This window comes from Bradyrhizobium sp. 21 (assembly GCF_023073335.1).
In the GTDB taxonomy this organism is placed as follows: domain Bacteria; phylum Pseudomonadota; class Alphaproteobacteria; order Rhizobiales; family Xanthobacteraceae; genus Bradyrhizobium.
On the sequence record NZ_JADPJG010000002.1, the window covers coordinates 500,049 to 517,853 of the forward strand.

At 63.7% G+C, this 17,805-nt stretch carries 18 protein-coding genes; 13 read left to right on the forward strand and 5 right to left on the reverse strand.

Annotated elements, in window-relative coordinates; genetic code table 11:
* Window positions 1–30 precede the first annotated feature (30 nt).
* The 7 genes from IVB31_RS02265 (at window position 31) to IVB31_RS02295 (ending at window position 6,310) form a co-directional block, all read left to right on the forward strand.
* Complete coding sequence (locus IVB31_RS02265; protein ID WP_247318031.1) at window positions 31–1,290, forward strand: ABC transporter substrate-binding protein; 1,260 nt, start codon at window positions 31–33, stop codon at window positions 1,288–1,290.
* Between the two features lie 81 nt (window positions 1,291–1,371).
* Window positions 1,372–2,274, forward strand: coding sequence for a branched-chain amino acid ABC transporter permease (locus IVB31_RS02270; RefSeq protein ID WP_346730851.1), 903 nt, complete (start codon window positions 1,372–1,374; stop codon window positions 2,272–2,274).
* A complete protein-coding gene (locus IVB31_RS02275) occupies window positions 2,271–3,290 on the forward strand; it encodes a branched-chain amino acid ABC transporter permease (protein ID WP_247318035.1) in 1,020 nt (339 codons plus the stop codon). The genes IVB31_RS02270 and IVB31_RS02275 overlap by 4 nt, the downstream gene beginning before the upstream one ends.
* A 2-nt stretch (window positions 3,291–3,292) precedes the next feature.
* Window positions 3,293–4,048, forward strand: a complete 756-nt coding sequence (locus tag IVB31_RS02280) for an ABC transporter ATP-binding protein (RefSeq protein WP_247318037.1) — start codon at window positions 3,293–3,295, stop codon at window positions 4,046–4,048.
* On the forward strand, window positions 4,045–4,758 hold the full coding sequence (locus tag IVB31_RS02285; RefSeq protein WP_247318040.1) for an ABC transporter ATP-binding protein: 714 nt from the start codon (window positions 4,045–4,047) through the stop codon (window positions 4,756–4,758). Before IVB31_RS02280 ends, IVB31_RS02285 begins: the two co-directional genes overlap by 4 nt.
* Window positions 4,759–4,921: 163 nt before the next feature.
* Window positions 4,922–5,140 (forward strand): hypothetical protein, encoded by a 219-nt coding sequence (locus IVB31_RS02290; protein ID WP_247318044.1) that lies wholly within the window; start codon window positions 4,922–4,924, stop codon window positions 5,138–5,140.
* Window positions 5,141–5,251: 111 nt separating this feature from the next.
* The gene (locus IVB31_RS02295) at window positions 5,252–6,310 is read left to right on the forward strand and encodes a putative sulfate exporter family transporter (RefSeq protein WP_247318046.1); all 1,059 of its coding nucleotides are present in this window, start codon (window positions 5,252–5,254) and stop codon (window positions 6,308–6,310) included.
* A gap of 46 nt (window positions 6,311–6,356) precedes the next feature.
* Here the strand turns inward: IVB31_RS02295 and IVB31_RS02300 are convergent, their stop codons facing one another.
* From IVB31_RS02300 to IVB31_RS02320, 5 genes are all read right to left on the reverse strand, one after another.
* A complete protein-coding gene (locus IVB31_RS02300) occupies window positions 6,357–7,229 on the reverse strand; it encodes an ABC transporter ATP-binding protein (protein WP_247318049.1) in 873 nt (290 codons plus the stop codon).
* Window positions 7,226–8,092 (reverse strand): ABC transporter permease, encoded by an 867-nt coding sequence (locus IVB31_RS02305; RefSeq protein WP_247318051.1) that lies wholly within the window; start codon window positions 8,090–8,092, stop codon window positions 7,226–7,228. The genes IVB31_RS02300 and IVB31_RS02305 overlap by 4 nt, the downstream gene beginning before the upstream one ends.
* 35 nt (window positions 8,093–8,127) lie before the next feature.
* Window positions 8,128–9,549, reverse strand: a complete 1,422-nt coding sequence (locus tag IVB31_RS02310) for an ABC transporter substrate-binding protein (protein ID WP_247318052.1) — start codon at window positions 9,547–9,549, stop codon at window positions 8,128–8,130.
* 165 nt (window positions 9,550–9,714) lie between these two features.
* A complete protein-coding gene (locus IVB31_RS02315; protein ID WP_247318053.1) occupies window positions 9,715–10,488 on the reverse strand; it encodes a Crp/Fnr family transcriptional regulator in 774 nt (257 codons plus the stop codon).
* Between the two features lie 262 nt (window positions 10,489–10,750).
* Window positions 10,751–11,047 carry a gamma-butyrobetaine hydroxylase-like domain-containing protein gene (locus IVB31_RS02320; RefSeq protein WP_247319372.1) on the reverse strand — a complete coding sequence of 99 codons (297 nt, stop codon included), beginning with the start codon at window positions 11,045–11,047 and terminating at the stop codon, window positions 10,751–10,753.
* A gap of 192 nt (window positions 11,048–11,239) precedes the next feature.
* Here IVB31_RS02320 and IVB31_RS02325 point away from each other — a divergent pair, with 192 nt between their 5' ends.
* From IVB31_RS02325 to ytfQ, 6 genes are all read left to right on the forward strand, one after another.
* Window positions 11,240–12,013 carry a ferredoxin--NADP reductase gene (locus IVB31_RS02325; RefSeq protein ID WP_247318055.1) on the forward strand — a complete coding sequence of 258 codons (774 nt, stop codon included), beginning with the start codon at window positions 11,240–11,242 and terminating at the stop codon, window positions 12,011–12,013.
* 103 nt (window positions 12,014–12,116) lie between these two features.
* A complete protein-coding gene (locus tag IVB31_RS02330) occupies window positions 12,117–13,859 on the forward strand; it encodes a fumarate reductase/succinate dehydrogenase flavoprotein subunit (protein WP_247318057.1) in 1,743 nt (580 codons plus the stop codon).
* A gap of 29 nt (window positions 13,860–13,888) precedes the next feature.
* Entirely contained in the window at window positions 13,889–14,122 is a 234-nt protein-coding gene (locus IVB31_RS02335; RefSeq protein WP_008141081.1) for a ferredoxin family protein, read from the forward strand.
* A 2-nt stretch (window positions 14,123–14,124) separates the two neighbouring features.
* Window positions 14,125–15,102 carry a HEAT repeat domain-containing protein gene (locus IVB31_RS02340; protein WP_247318059.1) on the forward strand — a complete coding sequence of 326 codons (978 nt, stop codon included), beginning with the start codon at window positions 14,125–14,127 and terminating at the stop codon, window positions 15,100–15,102.
* 111 nt (window positions 15,103–15,213) lie between these two features.
* Entirely contained in the window at window positions 15,214–16,386 is a 1,173-nt protein-coding gene (locus IVB31_RS02345) for a fumarylacetoacetate hydrolase family protein (protein ID WP_247318061.1), read from the forward strand.
* Between the two features lie 354 nt (window positions 16,387–16,740).
* Window positions 16,741–17,706 carry a galactofuranose ABC transporter, galactofuranose-binding protein YtfQ gene (gene ytfQ, locus IVB31_RS02350; RefSeq protein ID WP_247318062.1) on the forward strand — a complete coding sequence of 322 codons (966 nt, stop codon included), beginning with the start codon at window positions 16,741–16,743 and terminating at the stop codon, window positions 17,704–17,706.
* The last annotated feature ends 99 nt before the right edge of the window (window positions 17,707–17,805 follow it).

The following is a 17,805-nucleotide window of genomic DNA, read 5'->3' on the forward strand; positions in this document are numbered from 1 at the left end:
GAACGCCGACCCGACAGAGGGAGGGAAAACATGACAAGAACCCGCACGCCGGGCATCAGCCGCCGTTCAACACTGGCGCTGATGGGCGCCGGTGCGATGAGTGTTGCCACGCCGTGGGTGGCGCGCGCGCAAGCCAAGACCATCAAGATCGGCATGCCGACGATTTTGTCGGGCCGCGTCGCGCAGCTCGGCACGTCATCGCGCAATGCGGTGATGCTCGAAGTCGACAAGGTCAACGCCGCCGGCGGGCTCGCCGGCCGTCCCATCGAGATGGTGATCCGGGACTCCAAGGGCCAGCCGCAGGAAGCGGCCCGCGTCGCGCGCGAGCTCGTCAACACCGACGGCTGCGAATGGCTGATCGACGGCGAAGCGTCGTCCGGGTCGTTCGCGGTTCACGAAGTGGCGCGCGATCTCGGTGTGCTCTGCGTCCATACCAACTCGGAAGCGTCCTCGCTGACGGCCGATCCGAAGCAGCACATCCCGAACGCGTTCCGCTGCGTCCGCCAGGGCATCCATGATTCCATCGTCGGCGGCAGCTACGCCGCCGCGATCGCCAAAGCCAAGGGTCTGAAGAAATGGGCGACCTGCTCGCCCGACTATGCCTATGGCCGCGACACCACCGGCGAGTTCACGCTGTACCTGAAGCGCTTCGCGCCCGACATCGAGATCATCAGCGAGTCCTGGCCAAAATTGTTCCAGCCCGACTACACCGAGGTGGTGACGAAGATTTTGCAGGCCAAGCCGCAGGCGCTGTACTCCTGCCTGTGGGGCGGCGATCTCACGTCGTATATCGACCAGGCCAACATCTACGCGATGTTCGGACAGATGGAGGTGTTTGCCGTCAACATGGCCGACTACACTGCGCTCACGGTGGTGAAGAACCTGCCCAAGGGCATCCATTCCGGCAACCGCTACATCAAGACTTACCCGGCTACGCCGGAGAATGCCGCCTGGGGCGATGCCTACAAGGCCAAGTACAACGAGTATCCCACCAACTGGTCCTGGCAGAACGCGACCGCGGTGATGTTTTTGGCCGAAGCCGCGAAGAAGGCGAACTCGACCGACGGCAAGAAGATCGCGGAGGCGCTGGCCGGCCTCACCATCAAGTGCCCGTTCGGCGCCGACGGCACCGTGACCATGCGCGGCGACGACCACACCCTTGTCGGCTACGCCATCGGCTGGGGCACCACCATCCCGCAGGAGCCCTATGTCCCCGAGGTCAAGGCCGGCGACTGGAAGACCATCTTCGAGCTCGAGGCCGAGTGGAAGAAGAGCAAGGGCTACACCTGATCTGACGTGCGGCGGAGACGGGCGACCGTCTCCCCTTCTTTTTTGCGCCAGGACCGGCGCACGACAATGGAAGTGCTCCCCGTGGATCTCGACGCGCTTGCCGGCTGTCTCTCCAGTTCCGCCTGCCTGGTGACGCAAACCACCAGCGGCCTCATCATCGGCATGCTGCTGTTCCTGGTCGCGGTCGGGCTGACGCTGATTTTTGGCGTGCTCAAGATCGTCAATTTCAGCCACGGCGCCTTCTACATGTTCGGCGCCTATTTCGCGATGACCGCCTATCAGCTCACCGGCAGCTTCGCGCTGGCGATGCTTGCCGGTGCTGCCGGCACCGCGACCCTCGGATTGATCTTCGAGCGCGTCTTCATGAGCCGCGTCTATGGCGCCGACGTGCTGATGCAGCTTCTCGTCTGCTACGCCTTCGTGCTGATCTTCGACGATGTGGTGCGGTTGATCTGGGGGCCGGAATTCAAGTCGATGGGCATGCCGGCGGCGTTCCAGGTGATGCCGCTGTTCATCGCCGGTGGCGTGGTGCCTCCTTACTATCTTCTGCTGATTGGCGTGGCGCTAGCCGCGGCGATCGTCCTCGGCATTGGGCTCTCGCGCAGCCGCATCGGCAAGGTGATCCGCGCCGCCGCGCACAATTCTGGAATGGTCTCCGCGCTCGGCATCAACACCGGTCTCATTTACGGCGGCGTATTCGCGCTCGGCGGCGGGCTTGCCGGCCTCGCCGGCGCGCTTGCCGCGCCGGTGCGCTCGCTGACGCCGGGCATGGGATTTTCGGTGCTGATCGAATCCTTCATCGTCACCGTGATCGGCGGCATGGGCTCGATCGTGGGGGCGCTGGTCGGCGCGCTGCTGATCGGCCTGATCCGTTCTTTTGGCTCGCTCGGCTTTCCCCTGTTCACGGAAGGCCTGATGTATCTGTTCATGGTGATCGTGCTGGTCTCAAAACCCACCGGCCTGTTCGGCAAGGAGGCGGCATGACCGAGCTGGAGGCCGGACGCGCGCGGACACTGTTGCCGGTGCGCGGTGGCGCGATGCTTCTGCGCTACCGCGACGTCATGATCGCGCTGATCGCCTTCGCCGTGCTGGCGAGCCTGCCGCTGTTCACAGGCAGCAAGGCGCTGCTCGATTTTGTCATCCGCTGCTCTGCCTATGGCCTGTTTGCGACCTCGCTCAACCTGCTGGTCGGCTACACCGGCCTGACCTCGTTCGGCCACGGCATGTTCTTTGGCCTGGGTGCCTACAGTTTTGGCCTGATCATGCAGAAGCTGAGCGTGCCCATTCCGGTCGCCTTTGTCGCGACGCTGGCGATCACGGCGGTGATCGCCGCCGGCATCGGCGCGATCTGCGTACGGCTGAAGGAAATCTACTTCGCCTTCGTCACGCTGGCGTTCCAGATGCTGATCCACTCGACCATCCTGTCCTGGGCTTCGTTCACCGGCGGCGACCAGGGCCTGCGCGGCGGCATTCCGCGCCCCGCATTCTTCGGGGTCGATCTTGCCAATCACGTCCATCTCTACATCGCGAGCTGCGCGCTTCTCGTCCTTGGCCTGCTGGCGATGCGCCAGATCGCGCAGTCGCCGTTCGGCTACACGCTGCGCATGATCCGTGACAACGCCGCGCGCGCGAGCTTCCTCGGCATCGACGTCTGGCGCGCGAAACTGACCGTGTTCGTGCTGGCGGCGCTGTTCGCGTCGATGGGCGGCATGGTGATGGCGCTGTTCGTCTCCGGCGCCTATCCGGAGTTCGCCTATTGGACCATCTCCGGCGAGGGCATCTTCATCAACATGCTCGGTGGCGTCTCGACCTTCCTCGGGCCGATGGTCGGCACCGTGCTGCTGCTGCTGCTCAACGACACCGTGACGCGCTTCACCGAGTACCACGGCATCGTGCTCGGCGTGGTCATCCTGTTCTTCGCGCTGGGCCTGCGCAAAGGCCTGCTGGATTTCGTCGCTGACTGGTTTTCGCACCGGCGCGACGCAGGCGAGGGGCGCTAACCATGCTCGAGATCCGCAACCTCGCGAAATCCTTTGGCGGCGTGAAGGCGACCAACGACGTCACGCTCGATTTCCCTGACAGTACCCTCACCGCCGTGATCGGCCCGAACGGCGCGGGCAAGAGCACCTTCTTCAACCTGATCACCGGCGCGCTGAAGCCGGATTCCGGCGAGGTGCTGCTTGACGGCGTCGATCTCGCCGGCCGCTCGCCGCCGGAGATCGTCCGTCGCGGCATCGGCCGCGCCTTCCAGGTCGCCAGCATCTTCAAATCGCTCACGGTGCAGGAGACCATGCTCGCCGCCGTCAGTGCCGACCAGCGCTCGTCCGCAGTGCTGCACAAGCGCTTTCCGTTGCCCGAGACGCGCGACCGTGCCGAGCATGTGATGGAGCTGTTGGGCCTCGCCGGCAAACGCAATCGCACCGCCGCGACGCTGTCGCATGGCGACCAGAAGCTGCTCGACATCGCCTTGGCTCTGGTGCTCGAACCAAAGGTGCTGCTGCTGGACGAGCCGACGGCCGGCATGGGGCCGGAGGAGCGCTGGCGCATGATCGACAAGGTGCGCGAGCTCTGGGACACGCAAAAAATCACCGTCGTGTTCATCGAGCACGACATGGACATCGTGTTCAAGATCGCACCAAAAATCGTGGTGCTCTGCTACGGCCGCATTCTCGCGACCGGCGCGCCGGACGAGATCCGTAACAACAGCGCGGTAATCGAGGCCTATCTCGGGACCGAACATGCGGGTGCCGCCGCATGAGCGCAGCCATCATCGAAGTCGCCGATCTCGACGTCTATTACGGCACCAGCCAGATCCTGTTCGGTGTCGGCCTCTCGGTGCGGCAGGGCGAGACCATGGCGCTGCTCGGCCGCAACGGCGCCGGCAAGTCGACGACGATGAAAGCGATCATGGGCCTCGCGCCGCCGCGGCGCGGCAAGGTCAGCCTGCGCGGCGCGGTGATCTCCGGCCAGAAGCCGCATCATATCGCGCGCGCCGGCCTCGGCTTCGTGCCGGAGGACCGCCAGATCTTTCCGGAGCACACGGTCGAGGATAACCTCGTCATCGGCAGGAAGCGCGGACCCGAAGGCCAGGACGAATGGCCGATCAAGCGCATCTACGACGTCTTCCCGCTGCTGGAGCCGTTGCGCCACCGCATCGCGGGCCGCCTGTCGGGTGGCGAGCAGCAGATGCTTGCCATCGCGCGCACGCTGATGGGCAACCCGGCGCTGCTGCTGCTCGACGAGCCGAGCGAGGGCCTCGCGCCGATCATCGTGCAGCGGATCGGTGAACTATTGCGCCAGCTCCGCCAACTCGGCTCGACCGTGCTGATCGCCGAGCAGAACATGCATTTCTGCCTGGGGCTGGCGAGCCACGCCACGGTCATCGACAAGGGACAGATTGTCTATGCCGGCGGAATCGACGAGCTCAAGGCCAACGACGCGATCCGCCGGCGCTATCTGGCGCTGTAGCGGGGTTTTGGACCGCCAAACCGGCCGAAAGAAGAAAACTATTGTCTCGTGGGTGTCAGGCGGAAGGAGTTTCCTCGCCAAGGACCAAAAACGCCAATCGCTTCCATTGCCGTTTGGGGCTGAAACGACGACATTCCATTCAGGATTTGATGGATTGACGACCATGGAACGCACTGGATTTGAGCCCTTCGGCGAGCAGCTGGTGTCCGCAACGGACACCCAGCCGCGGTCGCGCGCGTCAAAACTGCTGCTGCGGGCCGGCACGGGCCTGTTCTGGTCGCTGGTCGCCGGCATCGTGCTCGCGCGTGCGGCCTTTTTCGAGCCGGGCGTCTATGACGGCTTCAGCCGCGTCGCCTCGCTCGCCAGAAGCCTGATCTTCTGAGGCGCATTATTCCGGGCCGAGTACAGAACTTCCCTCGGCCCTGATATGTCGAAAACTTATTCCCCAATCGGACCGGGCTGCGTATAAATCCTTCTCCTCGGGGAGAGATTTGTGTCGCAGAATCAAGCATCGAGCTCGGCCGATACCAAGCCGGCCACCGCCGTGAGCCGCATTGCGGCACTGATTCCAGGCATCCTCCTCTGCATTCTCGTCGCCGGTGTCTCGGCCCTGCTGGAGCGGGCGGAACTGGGCGTTTTCGAACATCCCTATGTCGAGGCGCTGGTGATGGCGATCCTGCTCGGCATGGCGCTACGCAGCTTCTGGAAGCCCGCGCCGCGCTGGCAGGCGGGCATCGCGTTCAGCGCCAAGCAGTTGCTCGAAGTCGCGGTGATGCTGCTGGGGGCCTCGATCAGCTTCGCCGCGATCGCGGCGTCCGGCGTCGCGCTGTTGGCCTCTATCGCAGCGGTCGTGGTAGTCGCGCTCTGCGTCTCCTTCGGCATCAGCCGTCTGCTCGGTCTCTCGGCGCGGTTGTCGATCCTGATCGCCTGCGGCAACTCCATCTGCGGCAATTCGGCGATCGCGGCGGTGGCGCCGATCATCGGCGCCAACAACGACGAAATCGCATCCTCGATCTCATTCACCGCGATCCTTGGCGTGATGATGGTGCTGGGCCTGCCGCTGCTGATCCCGCTGCTGCACTTGACGGCGACGCAATACGGCATCCTCGCGGGGCTCACCGTCTATGCCGTGCCGCAGGTGCTGGCGGCGACGGTGCCGGCGGGGCTTGTCTCGACCCAGATCGGCACGCTCGTGAAACTGATGCGCGTGCTGATGCTCGGGCCGGTCGTCGTCGGCCTCTCGCTGACGGCCTCGCGCTGGCAGAGCGGCGCCAAGAAGACCAATGTCGGCTTCTTCCGCCTGGTCCCGTGGTTCATTCTCGGCTTCCTCGCGCTGGCGACCCTGCGCTCGCTCGAGATCGTGCCGGGCACGGTGGTTGCTCCGATCACGCGGATCACTGGTTTTCTCACAGTGGTGTCGATGGCCGCGCTTGGCCTCGGCGTCGACGTGAAGGTGCTTGCCAATGTCGGCGGCCGGGTGACGGCCGCCGTGACGCTGTCGCTGATGCTGCTGCTCGGCATCAGCATCGCGCTGGTGCATTGGTTCAAGTGACGGGCTGAGGCTCGCGCATTACCTCGCCCGCTTGGGGCGAGGTAAGTTAAATCACATCCGCGAGCGAATGCCCGTGCAACTCGATATTGAGCCCCTGCATGCCCATGTCGGTTAGCTCGCCGCCCATTGCCTTGATGCTTTCTTCGCGGATCAGCGACATCAGTCCGCGGCGCAGCGCCAAAAATTCCGACGACATCATCATTGACTGCTGGCGCGGCCGCTCCAGCGGGATCGGGATTTCGGCCTTGATCGAGCCGGGACGGGCGGTCATGCAGTAGACGCGGTCGGACAGGAAGATCGCCTCGTCGATGTCGTGGGTGACGAACAGCACCGAGATCTTCAGCCGCTGCCACATGTTGGTGAGGATCTGCTGCATGATGACGCGGGTCTGCGCGTCCAGCGCGCCGAAGGGCTCGTCGAGCAGCAGCACCTTCGGCCCGGTCGCGAGCGCACGCACGATGCCGACGCGCTGCTTCATGCCGCCGGAAAGCTTTTCCGGATAATGCTTTTCGAATGCTTCGAGGCCGGCGAGTCCGAGCAGGGTCCGTGCCGCGCGTTCGCGTTGCGAGCGCGGCATGCCGCGCATCTTCAGGCCGAACTCGACATTCTCCCGCACGGTCTTCCAGGGAAACAGCGAATATTGCTGGAACACCATGCCGCGCTCGGCGCTGGGGCCGTTGACCTTCTCGCCGTCGACGGTGACCATGCCCGTGGTCGGCTTGAGGAAGCCCGCGACCGCATTGAGCAGCGTCGACTTTCCGCAGCCGGAGGGCCCGACGATCGAGACGAACTCGCCGGGCTGCACATGGATCTGCGTATCGGTGACGGCCTGAACCGGTCCCTCGATGCTGTCGTAGCTCAGCGAGAAATTCCTGACCTCGATATGGCCCTGCGGCGCCTTGGCAATGATCTCGCTCATCTTGACCTCCACGGCATCACCAATTGCCCGGCGCCCCGGATCAGCATGCTCGATCCAAGGCCGAGCACGCCGATCGCGATCATGCCGAGTGCGATGTCGGCATACTGGACCAGCGAATAGGCCTCCCAGGTGAAATAGCCGATGCCGTATTGTCCCGAGATCATCTCGGCCGCGATCAGCGACACCCAGGCCACGCCCATTCCGACGGTGAGGCCGGTGAAGATGTGCGGCAGCGAGGCCGGGAAATACACGTCGCGGAAGATCGAGCGCTCGCGCGCGCCGAGGCACTGCGCAGCGCGCACCAGCACGGGGTCGACCAGCGACATGCCGTGCAGCGTGTTGATCAGGATCGGGAAGAACGAGCCGAGGAAGGTGATGAAGACGATGCTCTGCTCGTTGGTCGGCCACAACATGATCGCCATCGGCACCCAGGCGATCGCCGGGATCGGCCGCAGCACCTCCGCGACCGGGAAGATGATCTCATGCACCAGCTTGAAGCGGCCCATGATCAGGCCGAGCGGTACGCCGACGATGGCCGCGAGCGAGAAGCCGACGAGAATGCGCCGGCAGCTCAAGACGATGTGCATCAGGAATTTGGGATCGTGGATCGCCTTGGTGAAGCTCGCATAGACCGCGAGCGGCGAGGGCACGTTGGTGAAGCGCACGAAGAACACGACGCGATAGGTCGTGAGCAGGTGCCAGACCAGCAGGAAGGCGAGCAGCGAGACGATGCCGACCGCGGTCGCGCGCAGTCCGCCCCGGTTGAGCCGGTACCAGCGCAGCGCGAGCGTGCCGAAGGTAGGGGTCGCGGGCAGAGTGGCGGGCACGGAGCCCGCCTCGCCGATTGCATTTGCTGCCGGCATGCTGTCCTCGGAATGTCTGAGGAGGGCGGGACTGCTCACGTCTTGCCCCCGCTGACCGCCGCCTTCACCGCGTCCTCGAAGCCGAGCACCTTGCCGCTGATCTTGGCGGCATGGGCTTCGGCGTCTTTCTTCAGCAGGAACGGTGCAACCTCACCACTGCCGACGGCGAAGAAGGCCTGGTCGGCGAACAGCTTGATGCCGCGGGTGGTATCGAAAACGTAGGCGACGTTGATCTTCTTGCCCTTGGCCTTGAAGTCGGCATAGGCGCCGAGCGTGCAGCTGGCCGACGAGAACGGCATGATGCCGGCCTCGTCCACCCAGACCTCACCAGCCTTGCGCGGATCGGTGATCGGCTTCTTGCAGAAAGCGTCTTCGCCGGAGATTTCGTAGTTTTTGGTGTTCGCGAGCTGCGCGTCGTAGTCGAGCTTCATCTCGGCATAGGCCTTGCGGATGTAGCTGTCGTCGACCCATTTCTTGGGATCGAACTCTTTCATGCGGCCGAGGTTTTGCAGCACCTTGACGTCGGTCGCGGCGGCATCGATCAGCGCCGGCTTGACTGTGGGATCGGTGGTCATGTTGCCGCTGGGGCCGAGGAAGATGTAGACGACCTCCTTGTTGATGCCGGTCCATTCCTGGATCTTTTCGGCGGCGAGTTTCGGATCGTCGCGCAGCCACTGGTTGGCGGCGATCAGCGCCTTGAAATAGGCAACGACGACTTCGGGATATTTCTCCGCGAAGTCGGTGCGAACCACGATACCGTGGAAGGTCGGCAGATTGGTCTCGACGCCGTCGAAGATCTTGCGCGCAAAGCCGCGGAACGGCAGCAGCTCGGCGAACGGGACGAAGTCGGCATGCGCGTCGATCTTTTTCTCCTGGAGATTGGTCGAGCCGACCTCCGGGCTCTGGCTGACGAGCTGGAAGAAATCCGACCCGTAGCCGCGGTCCTGCATCGCCTTCAGCACCATGCCGTGCGCGGCGGAGCCGAACGGCACGCTGACGAGCTTGCCCTTGAGATCGGCGAGATCGTAGTAGGGCGACTCCTTGTGGACGACGATGCCGTTGCCGGAGCCGGAGAGGCTGTAGGCGGCGATGCCGATCAGCCGGCTCTTGCTCTCGGGGTTGCTGTCGAAGGTGAAGCCGTTCACGATCAGGGGATAGTCGCCCATCATGCCGATCTGCAGCTTGTTGGCCATCATCGCGTTGGTGACGGGCGGGCCCGACGTAAAGTTCTGCCACTCCATCTCGAATTTGATGTTGGCGTATTTGCCATCCTTCGGCAGGTACTTTTCGAGGAGATGCAGCTGCCGGATGACGACGCCTGCGGTCACCGTGTTGGTCGTGGTGTCCTGCGTTCCGATGCCGAGGGTGACGGTTTCCGCCGAGACCGGCTGCGCCAGGAGAAGCGCCAGCGACGTCACCGACATCGCGATCGAGTGCGTGGAAAGACGGCGGACCATTCTCATCCTCATTCGGTTGGATGTGCTGTGGTTGCCATGATTGGGTGAGGGCGTGGGGAGGGCAAATCCGGAATGAACGCCGCAGTCGATTAGTTGCCGGGAAAAGCTGATTGCATACTCCTTGAGCAGTCCTGCACTATAAAGCCGCTTGCATGAGCATCACCCCTAGTCGGATGCTTGCCCCCGCATCTCTTCCAGCACGTCGGGCCGGCAGACCACGATCTGCGAGCGCTTGGTCAGCACGATTCCCTTCTCCTGCATGCGCTTCAGGCTGATCGTGACCCATTGCCTGGTGGCGCCGACCATGTGGGCGATGTCGGCATGGGTGAAGGCGGCCGCGATCACCCTTCCGTCGGCGTCCTCGACGCCATAGAGCGCGACGAGGTGCAGCAACAGATGCGCAAGGCGCTGCGTGATCGAGCGCGTTCCCAGCATCTGGGCCAGCGCCGAATAGCATTTGCCCTTGAAGGTCAGGCCCTCGATCAGGCCGATCGCGAGGTTCGGGATCTCTACGGCAAGCGCGCGGAGTTCTTTTCCGGGCAGGTGCACGACGCTGCAATTGCTGGATGCAACGCCGGACCATTGATGCACGGTGCCTTCGAATACTTCGGGCCCGCCGACGAAATTGCCGACATGCCAATAGGCCAGCGTGATCTCGCGCCCGAGCGGGGAGATATAGAACACCCGGATGCGGCCGCTCTCGATCAGCCAGATACCGTCGTGCTTGCCGCCCTGGCTGAACAGCGTCTGGCCGCGGTTGAGCACTTTCCGGCGGCCCTGCTTCAGCACCAGTTCGCGCTCGCGCTGGCTGAGCTTGTCCATCAGCGGCGGCGGTCCGCCGATCCATTGCTGGTTCTCGGTGAGCAGCAGCGAGGAGCTGCCGGCAGGCCGGACTGCCGGGGGAACCGAACCGCGAACCGCGTTCGCCGCCTGCAACATCGTCTGCCTCCGGAACGATCAAAATCGTTCTAAAGAGGAGCAATGTCCGTGCCAGATTAACTCCGCTGTCATCGTCCGGCTTGACCGGGCGATCCAGTATTCCAGAGACGTCAGTGGGTTACGGTGGGGCCGCGGCTTACTGGATTCCCCGCCTGCCGCCTTCGCTAAAGCTTCGGCGCCCCTAGACCTTAACCCCGGCGAAGCCTTGGCGTAGCCGGGTCGCGGGGAATGACAGCGGAGTTTGGAAGACGACCTGGGGCGCCTAGCGCCCCGCCAAGCTCAGCAAATACGGCATGGGGTAAATCCCGCGATTATGCCCATCCGAAAACGAGATGTTCAGCCCGTAGCCGAGATCGCCGATCTCCGTGATCGCGATCCCCGGAAACGCTTCCGGGAATCGGCCGTCGAAGCGGGCACGGGTGCAGTGGGCGCATTTGCAGGAGAGGCGGAGTTTTTCCGCGGGCAAGTCCAGCGCGTCGTCCTCGGTGGTGCGGACGCGGAGCGTCGCGAGGTCGGCGCTTGTTTCGTAATCGGCCACGGTCGGTGCCACCAGGGTCATGGTCATGTTCGCTTCTACGCGATCGCAGACGAGCGCGAATAGCAACTAATTGCCGGCGTCGGCGCAACGGCGCTGCCTTCTGTTCGATCATCGCCCGTGAAATGTGAAACTAATCGACCGGGACTTTCAGTTCGGCGTTGCCGGATTCTCCTCTCTCGGAAACCTTGTGCCCCATCGAGGTCAGGAGAGACAATGAGCGCATTTCAGAAGGAAACGGTTTTGTCGGTCACCCATTGGACCGAGTCCCTGTTCAGCTTCACCGCGACGCGCGATCCGGGCTTCCGCTTCCAGAACGGCCAGTTCGCGATGATCGGACTGGAGGTCGAGGGCAAGCCGTTGCTGCGGGCCTACAGCATGGCCAGCGCCAATCACGAGGAGGCGCTCGAATTCTTCTCGATCAAGGTGCAGGACGGCCCGCTGACCTCGCGGCTCCAGACGATCAGGGAAGGCGACATCATCCTGGTCGGCCGCAAGGCGACGGGCACGCTGATCACCGGCAATCTCATTCCCGGCAAACGCCTGTTGCTGCTCTCGACCGGAACGGGGCTTGCGCCGTTCGCCAGCCTGATCAAGGACCCCGACGTCTACGAGAATTACGAGACCATCGTGCTCGCTCATGGCTGCCGCCAGGTCTCCGAGCTCGCTTATGGCGAGCACCTCGTCGAAGGCCTGCGCAATCACGAATTCTTCGGGCCGCTGATCCGCGACAAGCTGGTCTACTACCCGACCGTCACCCGCGAGCCGTTCCGCAATCGCGGCCGCATCAGCGATTTGATCGCCTCGAACCAGCTGTTCGACGACATCGGGCTATCCGGCCTCGATATCGAGACCGACCGCATCATGCTGTGCGGCAGCCCGGCGATGCTGGAGGAACTTCCCGCGATGCTCTCTGCGCGCGGCTTTGTCGAGGGCAATCACAGCCGGCCCGGCCATTTCGTCATCGAAAAGGCTTTTGTCGAGCGCTGAGGCCAAATCGCAGCCCGGCGACAACTAATTGCTATCGCCGGAAAGCCACCTGAACAAATCTGATGCAAAGGCGCCGGACCTGCCGGCGAACCAGGAGCAAGCGATGGCACTAGATCAGATCGTCGACGGACTTTCGGAGGTTTCCTGCGACGTGCTGGTGATCGGCGGCGGCACGGCCGGCCCGATGGCAGCGCTGAAGGCGAAGCTGAAGAACCCGAAGGCCAACGTCGTTCTGCTCGAAAAAGCCAACGTCAAGCGCTCCGGCGCGATCTCGATGGGCATGGACGGGCTGAACAACGCTGTCATCCCCGGCTACGCGACGCCGGAGCAATACACCAAGGAAATCACCATCGCCAATGACGGCATCGTCGACCAGAAGGCGGTCTACAAATACGCGCAAAACTGCTACTCGATCATCGAAGAGCTCGACAGTTTCGGCATCCGCTTCCTGAAGAACGAGAACGGTGACTACGCCGTCAAGAAGGTGCACCATATCGGCACCTACGTGCTGCCGATGCCGAACGGCGAGACCGTGAAGAAGGCGCTCTATCGCCAGCTCCGCCGCGCCCGCATCCTGATCTCCAACCGCTACATGGCGACACGGCTCTTGAAGTCCGCCGACGGCCGCATCGCCGGCGCGATCAGCGTCAACACCCGCACCGCCGAGATGCTGGTAATCAAGGCCAAGGCCGTCATCCTCTGCATGGGCGCCGCCGGCCGGCTCGGTCTGCCGACCTCCGGCTACATGTTCGGCACTTACGAGAACGCCGCCAATTCCGGTGACGGCTATTCCATGGCCTATCACGCCGGCGCCGCGCTCGCGAACCTCGAATGCTACCAGATCAACCCGCTGATCAAGGACTATAACGGCCCGGCCTGCGCCTATGTCGCCGGTCCCTTCGGCGCCTTCACGGCGAACAACGAGGGATCGCGCTTCATCGAATGCGACTACTGGTCCGGTCAGATGATGCTCGAGTTCTACAATGAGCTCTTGTCCGGCAAGGGCCCGGTGTTCCTCCAGCTCAAGCATCTTCACCCCGACACCATCTCCGAGATCGAATCCACCCTGCACAAGGTGGAGCGGCCGACGCGCGGCCTGTTCCAGCAGGGGCGCGGGGTGGACTACCGCAACGAGTCGATCGAGATGCACATCTCCGAGATCGGCTTCTGCTCCGGCCACAGCGCCTCCGGCGTGTTCGTCGACGACAACGCGCGCACCACCGTGCCCGGCCTCTACGCCGCCGGCGACATGGCGAGCGTGCCGCACAATTACATGCTGGGTGCCTTCACCAACGGCTCGGTCGCCGGCATCGACGCGATGGAGTTCGCCGAGAACCATAACTTCGCGGAATTCGACGCTGCCGATATCGCCAGGGAGCGTGACCGCGTGATGGCGCCGACCAAACGCGAGGACGGCATTCCGCCGAACCAGATCGAGTACAAAACCCGCCGCCTCGTCAACGACTATCTCCAGCCGCCGAAAGTCACGCGCAAATACGAGCTCGGCATGCGCCGCCTTGCCGAGGCCCGCGAGGACATGCAGGAGCATATGATCGCGCGCAACGCGCACGAACTGCTCCGTGCCCTCGAAGTGCAATCGATCATGGACTGCGCCGACATGGCCGTGCACGCCTCGCTCTACCGCGAGGAAAGCCGCTGGGGCCTTTATCACTGGCGCACGGATTTTCCGGAGAAGGACAACGAGAACTGGTTCTGCCACACGCTGCTCAGCAAGCAGAACGGCAAGATGACCAGCGAGAAGCGCGCCGTGGAGCCCTATGTCGTGCCGATCGCCGACGACGAGAAGGATCTCTACGACAAGCAGCGCATCCGCGCCACCGCCTGATCCACGGGACAAACAACAGGAGACCTACGATGCCTCTCGCTTCCTATCAGACATCGGTTCCGGTGGTCGTCGACGACGCCAAATGCATCGCCGACAAGGGCTGCACCGTCTGCGTAGACGTCTGCCCGCTCGACGTGCTTCGTATCAGCGACATGACCGGCAAGGCCTACATGGCCTATGACGAATGCTGGTACTGCATGCCTTGCGAGGCCGATTGCCCGACCGGCGCCGTCACCGTCAACATTCCCTATCTGCTGAGGTGATCATGTCGAGCCCGTTCGAATCCTACGACGATCTCGAAGATGCCGACGAGCGCTTGCAGGCTGCCGATCCAGCGGAGCGCCGCGTCGCCATCATCGCGCTCGGTCATTCCGGCGATCCCGCCGCCGTCGGCCATCTCGCCAACATGGTCGCCGATCCCGATGCCGGCGTGCGCCAGCAGGTCGCGATGGCGCTGGGTGAATTCGACGGGCCGGAGGCTGCCAGCGCGCTGGTGAAGCTGCTGGTCGATCCCGAAAGAATCGTGGCAGCGGCCGCGGCCGACAGCATGGCCGAGTTCAAGGATCCCGCCTGTGCCGACATCGTCCTGCCCCTGGTCAAGCACGGCCATGCCTTTGTCCGCATGGGCGCGCTCCGCGCGCTGAAGGAGCTGCGCAACAAGGACACGCTGAAGCCGGCGCTGGAAGCTCTCCAGGATTCCGACGCCGCCGTGCGCGTGCAGGCGATCGGCGTGATCGGCTTTCTGAAGCTGGAAGAGTCCATCCCCGCGCTGACCGCGCTGATCAACGATCCCGACGCGCATGTCCGCCGTGCCGCCGTGAGCGCCCTCGCGTTCTCGCATCTGAAGCCGGCCGCCGAGACGATCACGCGCGCATTGAAGGATTCGGACTGGATGGTCCGCGAGATGGCCGCGGAGACGCTGGGCCTCAACGTCAACGGTTCGATCGCCGCCGACCAACTCGTCGGCTCCCTTGCCGACGAGTTCTGGCAGGTGCGGGTGAAGGTGATCCGCAGCCTCGGCCGCATGAAGATCGAACGCGCGGTGCGGCCGATCGGCAATTGCATCAACCACGACCAGGCCAATCTGCGCAAGGAGGCGGCCGCCGCGCTCGGCGAGATCGCTCATCCCGACGGCGAAGCGTTCCTCGCCCTCATCGCCGACGATCCCGATCCCGACGTGCGCAAGAACGCGCGCTGGGCACTCCAGCAGATCGCCGCTCGAAAGGCGCGGGCAGGGGCATAGAAGCGCGGCACGCTGCCGCGCTGGACTTCCCGTCCCAGACGTTTATTGGTCTTCGCCAACGTGATCGGCCTCTGTGAGCGTGGCCGTTCCGAAAAGAGCGAGGACGCGGCCATGACGACATTGACGGTGAAGGACCTTCTCCCCGAAGACGGAACGCGGGGAACGCTCGTCGGCCGCGTCTGGCTGCCGCAGGCGAATGGCCCGGCCGTGGTCGCCGTGCGCGGTGATGGCGTGTTCGACGTCAGCGCAAAGTTTCCGACCGTCAGCGCGCTCTGCGAAGAGGACGATCCGGCCAAGGCGCTTGCCGCGACCAGGGGCGAGCGCATCGGTGATCTCGAAGCCATTGTCGCCAACACGCCGCCCGATGGGCGCGATCCGAAAAAGCCGTGGCTGCTCGCGCCGGTCGACCTCCAGACCCTGAAGGCGGCCGGCGTCACCTTCGCCATCTCGATGCTGGAGCGCGTGATCGAGGAGCGGGCGAAAGGCAATCCGGCCTCGGCCGAAGCGATCCGGAAAGAGGTGACGCGGCTGATCGGCGACGATCTGTCAAAGCTCAAGCCGGGCTCGGATCAGGCGATGCACTTGAAGCAGGTGCTGATCGACCAGAACGCCTGGAGCCAATATCTGGAAGTCGGCATCGGCCCCGATGCCGAGGTCTTCACCAAGGCGCCGACCTTGTCTTCGGTCGGCACCGGCATGGATGCCGGGCTGCATCCGAAATCGACCTGGAACAATCCGGAGCCGGAACTGGTGCTGTTCGTGTCGAGCCGCGGCAAGATCGTCGGTGGCGCGCTCGGCAACGACGTCAATTTGCGTGACTTCGAGGGCCGCTCGGCGCTCTTGCTCTCGAAGGCCAAGGACAACAACGCCTCGTGCGCCATCGGCCCGCTGCTGCGCCTGTTCGACGACAGTTTTTCGCTCGACGACGCGCGCAAACTCGATATCAGTCTCAATGTGAAGGGCGCCGACGGTTTCGTCCTCGACGGTCATTCCTCGATCAGCATGATCAGCCGCGATCCGACTGATCTGGTCGAGCAGACCATTGGTAAAGTGCACCAATATCCTGACGGCTTCGTGCTGTTCCTCGGGACCATGTTCGCGCCGGTCAAGGATCGCGAGGCGACGGGACAGGGATTCACGCACAAGCGCGATGACATCGTCACGATCTCGGCGCCCCAGCTCGGCAAGCTGGTCAACCGCATGCGGACCAGCGACGAATGCGAGCCCTGGACTTTCGGCATCGGCGCACTGATGAAGAATCTGGCGCAGCGGAAGCTGATCTAGCTCTTCGCCTCTCTCCGCGTGCGGGGAGAGGCCGACACGCGAAGCGTGGCGGGTGAGGGGAGCTTCCGCGAGTCCCGCTCGCACCGTTTCTGCGAGGGAGCGCACCTTCGTCGTGGCGAGCGCTCAGCTGCATTATTTCCTTCATCTCCCCGTTGCATCTCCGGAACAAAATCGCTCTGGGCGAGTCATAAGACCGCCCTCTCGCCCATCCTGCGGTTCATCTAAATAGTCAGATAATATGACTAGTCGGAACCGATCTTCCGTGAAATAGTCCCTCCCGCCGCCCTCAAGGGCGGTCTTCGGGTGCCATTCTACCAATCCGCACCCGGGATAAACACTTGGGAGACACGCCTGATGACCCTGAAAGCCCTTTTTGCGGCCAGCGCCGCGACCGCGCTGCTGCTCGCGCTGCCGGCGAATGCCGCCGAGCTCACCATCGGCTTCTCGCAGATCGGATCGGAATCCGGCTGGCGCGCGGCGGAGACGTCGGTCTCCAAGCAGGAGGCTGCCAAGCGCAAGTTCAATCTCAAGATCGCCGACGCGCAGCAAAAGCAGGAGAACCAGATCAAGGCGATCCGCTCCTTCATCGCGCAGAACGTCGATGCGATCTTCCTCGCGCCCGTCGTCTCGACCGGCTGGGACTCGGTGTTGAAGGAAGCCAAGGAGGCCAAGATCCCGGTCGTGCTGCTCGACCGTGACATCGATCCTTCCGGCAAGGAACTCTATCTCACCGCCGTCACCTCCGACAGCGTGCATGAAGGCGAGGTCGCCGGCGAATGGCTGGCCAAGACCGTCGGGGCCAAGGCCTGCAACGTCGTCGAATTGCAGGGCACGGTCGGCGCAAGCGTCGCCGCCAACCGCAAGAAGGGCTTTGACACCGCGATTGCCAAGCATGCGAACCTGAAAGTGGTGCGCAGCCAAACCGGCGACTTCACCCGCGCCAAGGGCAAGGAAGTGATGGAAAGCTTCATCAAGGCCGAAGGCGGCGGCAAAAACATCTGCGCGGTCTATGCCCACAATGACGACATGATGGTCGGCGCGATCCAGGCGATGAAGGAAGCCGGACTCAAGCCGGGCAAGGACATCCTCACGGTCTCCATCGACGCGGTCCCGGATATCTTCAAGGCGATGGTCGCCGGCGAAGCCAACGCCACGGTCGAGCTGACGCCGAACATGGCGGGCCCAGCCTTCGATGTTGTCGCGGCGTTCAAGGAGAAGGGCACCGTTCCGCCGAAATGGATCCAGACCGAATCCAGGCTGCTTACAGCCGCCGACAATCCGCAGAAGGAATACGACGGCAAGAAGGGCCTCGGTTACTGAGGCGGGCACCTCGCCGGGCCACGGCTTGTGGTCCGGCAACCTCCTTCGAAACCGCAGCGCGAACCAATAGGCTGGGCGCCCGCGTTATCAGCGGGCGCC

Excerpts from the sequence above, each read along its gene's own strand:
- IVB31_RS02335 (WP_008141081.1), top strand. The coding sequence starts at position 13,889 with ATGCCTCTCGCTTCCTATCAGACATCGGTTCCGGTGGTCGTCGACGAC.
- IVB31_RS02280 (WP_247318037.1), top strand. The coding sequence starts at position 3,293 with ATGCTCGAGATCCGCAACCTCGCGAAATCCTTTGGCGGCGTGAAGGCG.
- IVB31_RS02325 (WP_247318055.1), top strand. The coding sequence starts at position 11,240 with ATGAGCGCATTTCAGAAGGAAACGGTTTTGTCGGTCACCCATTGGACC.
- IVB31_RS02290 (WP_247318044.1), top strand. The coding sequence starts at position 4,922 with ATGGAACGCACTGGATTTGAGCCCTTCGGCGAGCAGCTGGTGTCCGCA.
- IVB31_RS02320 (WP_247319372.1), bottom strand. The coding sequence starts at position 11,047 with ATGACCCTGGTGGCACCGACCGTGGCCGATTACGAAACAAGCGCCGAC.
- IVB31_RS02265 (WP_247318031.1), top strand. The coding sequence starts at position 31 with ATGACAAGAACCCGCACGCCGGGCATCAGCCGCCGTTCAACACTGGCG.
- IVB31_RS02310 (WP_247318052.1), bottom strand. The coding sequence starts at position 9,549 with ATGGTCCGCCGTCTTTCCACGCACTCGATCGCGATGTCGGTGACGTCG.
- IVB31_RS02300 (WP_247318049.1), bottom strand. The coding sequence starts at position 7,229 with ATGAGCGAGATCATTGCCAAGGCGCCGCAGGGCCATATCGAGGTCAGG.
- IVB31_RS02315 (WP_247318053.1), bottom strand. The coding sequence starts at position 10,488 with ATGTTGCAGGCGGCGAACGCGGTTCGCGGTTCGGTTCCCCCGGCAGTC.
- IVB31_RS02285 (WP_247318040.1), top strand. The coding sequence starts at position 4,045 with ATGAGCGCAGCCATCATCGAAGTCGCCGATCTCGACGTCTATTACGGC.
- IVB31_RS02275 (WP_247318035.1), top strand. The coding sequence starts at position 2,271 with ATGACCGAGCTGGAGGCCGGACGCGCGCGGACACTGTTGCCGGTGCGC.
- ytfQ (WP_247318062.1), top strand. The coding sequence starts at position 16,741 with ATGACCCTGAAAGCCCTTTTTGCGGCCAGCGCCGCGACCGCGCTGCTG.
- IVB31_RS02340 (WP_247318059.1), top strand. The coding sequence starts at position 14,125 with ATGTCGAGCCCGTTCGAATCCTACGACGATCTCGAAGATGCCGACGAG.
- IVB31_RS02330 (WP_247318057.1), top strand. The coding sequence starts at position 12,117 with ATGGCACTAGATCAGATCGTCGACGGACTTTCGGAGGTTTCCTGCGAC.
- IVB31_RS02305 (WP_247318051.1), bottom strand. The coding sequence starts at position 8,092 with ATGCCGGCAGCAAATGCAATCGGCGAGGCGGGCTCCGTGCCCGCCACT.
- IVB31_RS02345 (WP_247318061.1), top strand. The coding sequence starts at position 15,214 with ATGACGACATTGACGGTGAAGGACCTTCTCCCCGAAGACGGAACGCGG.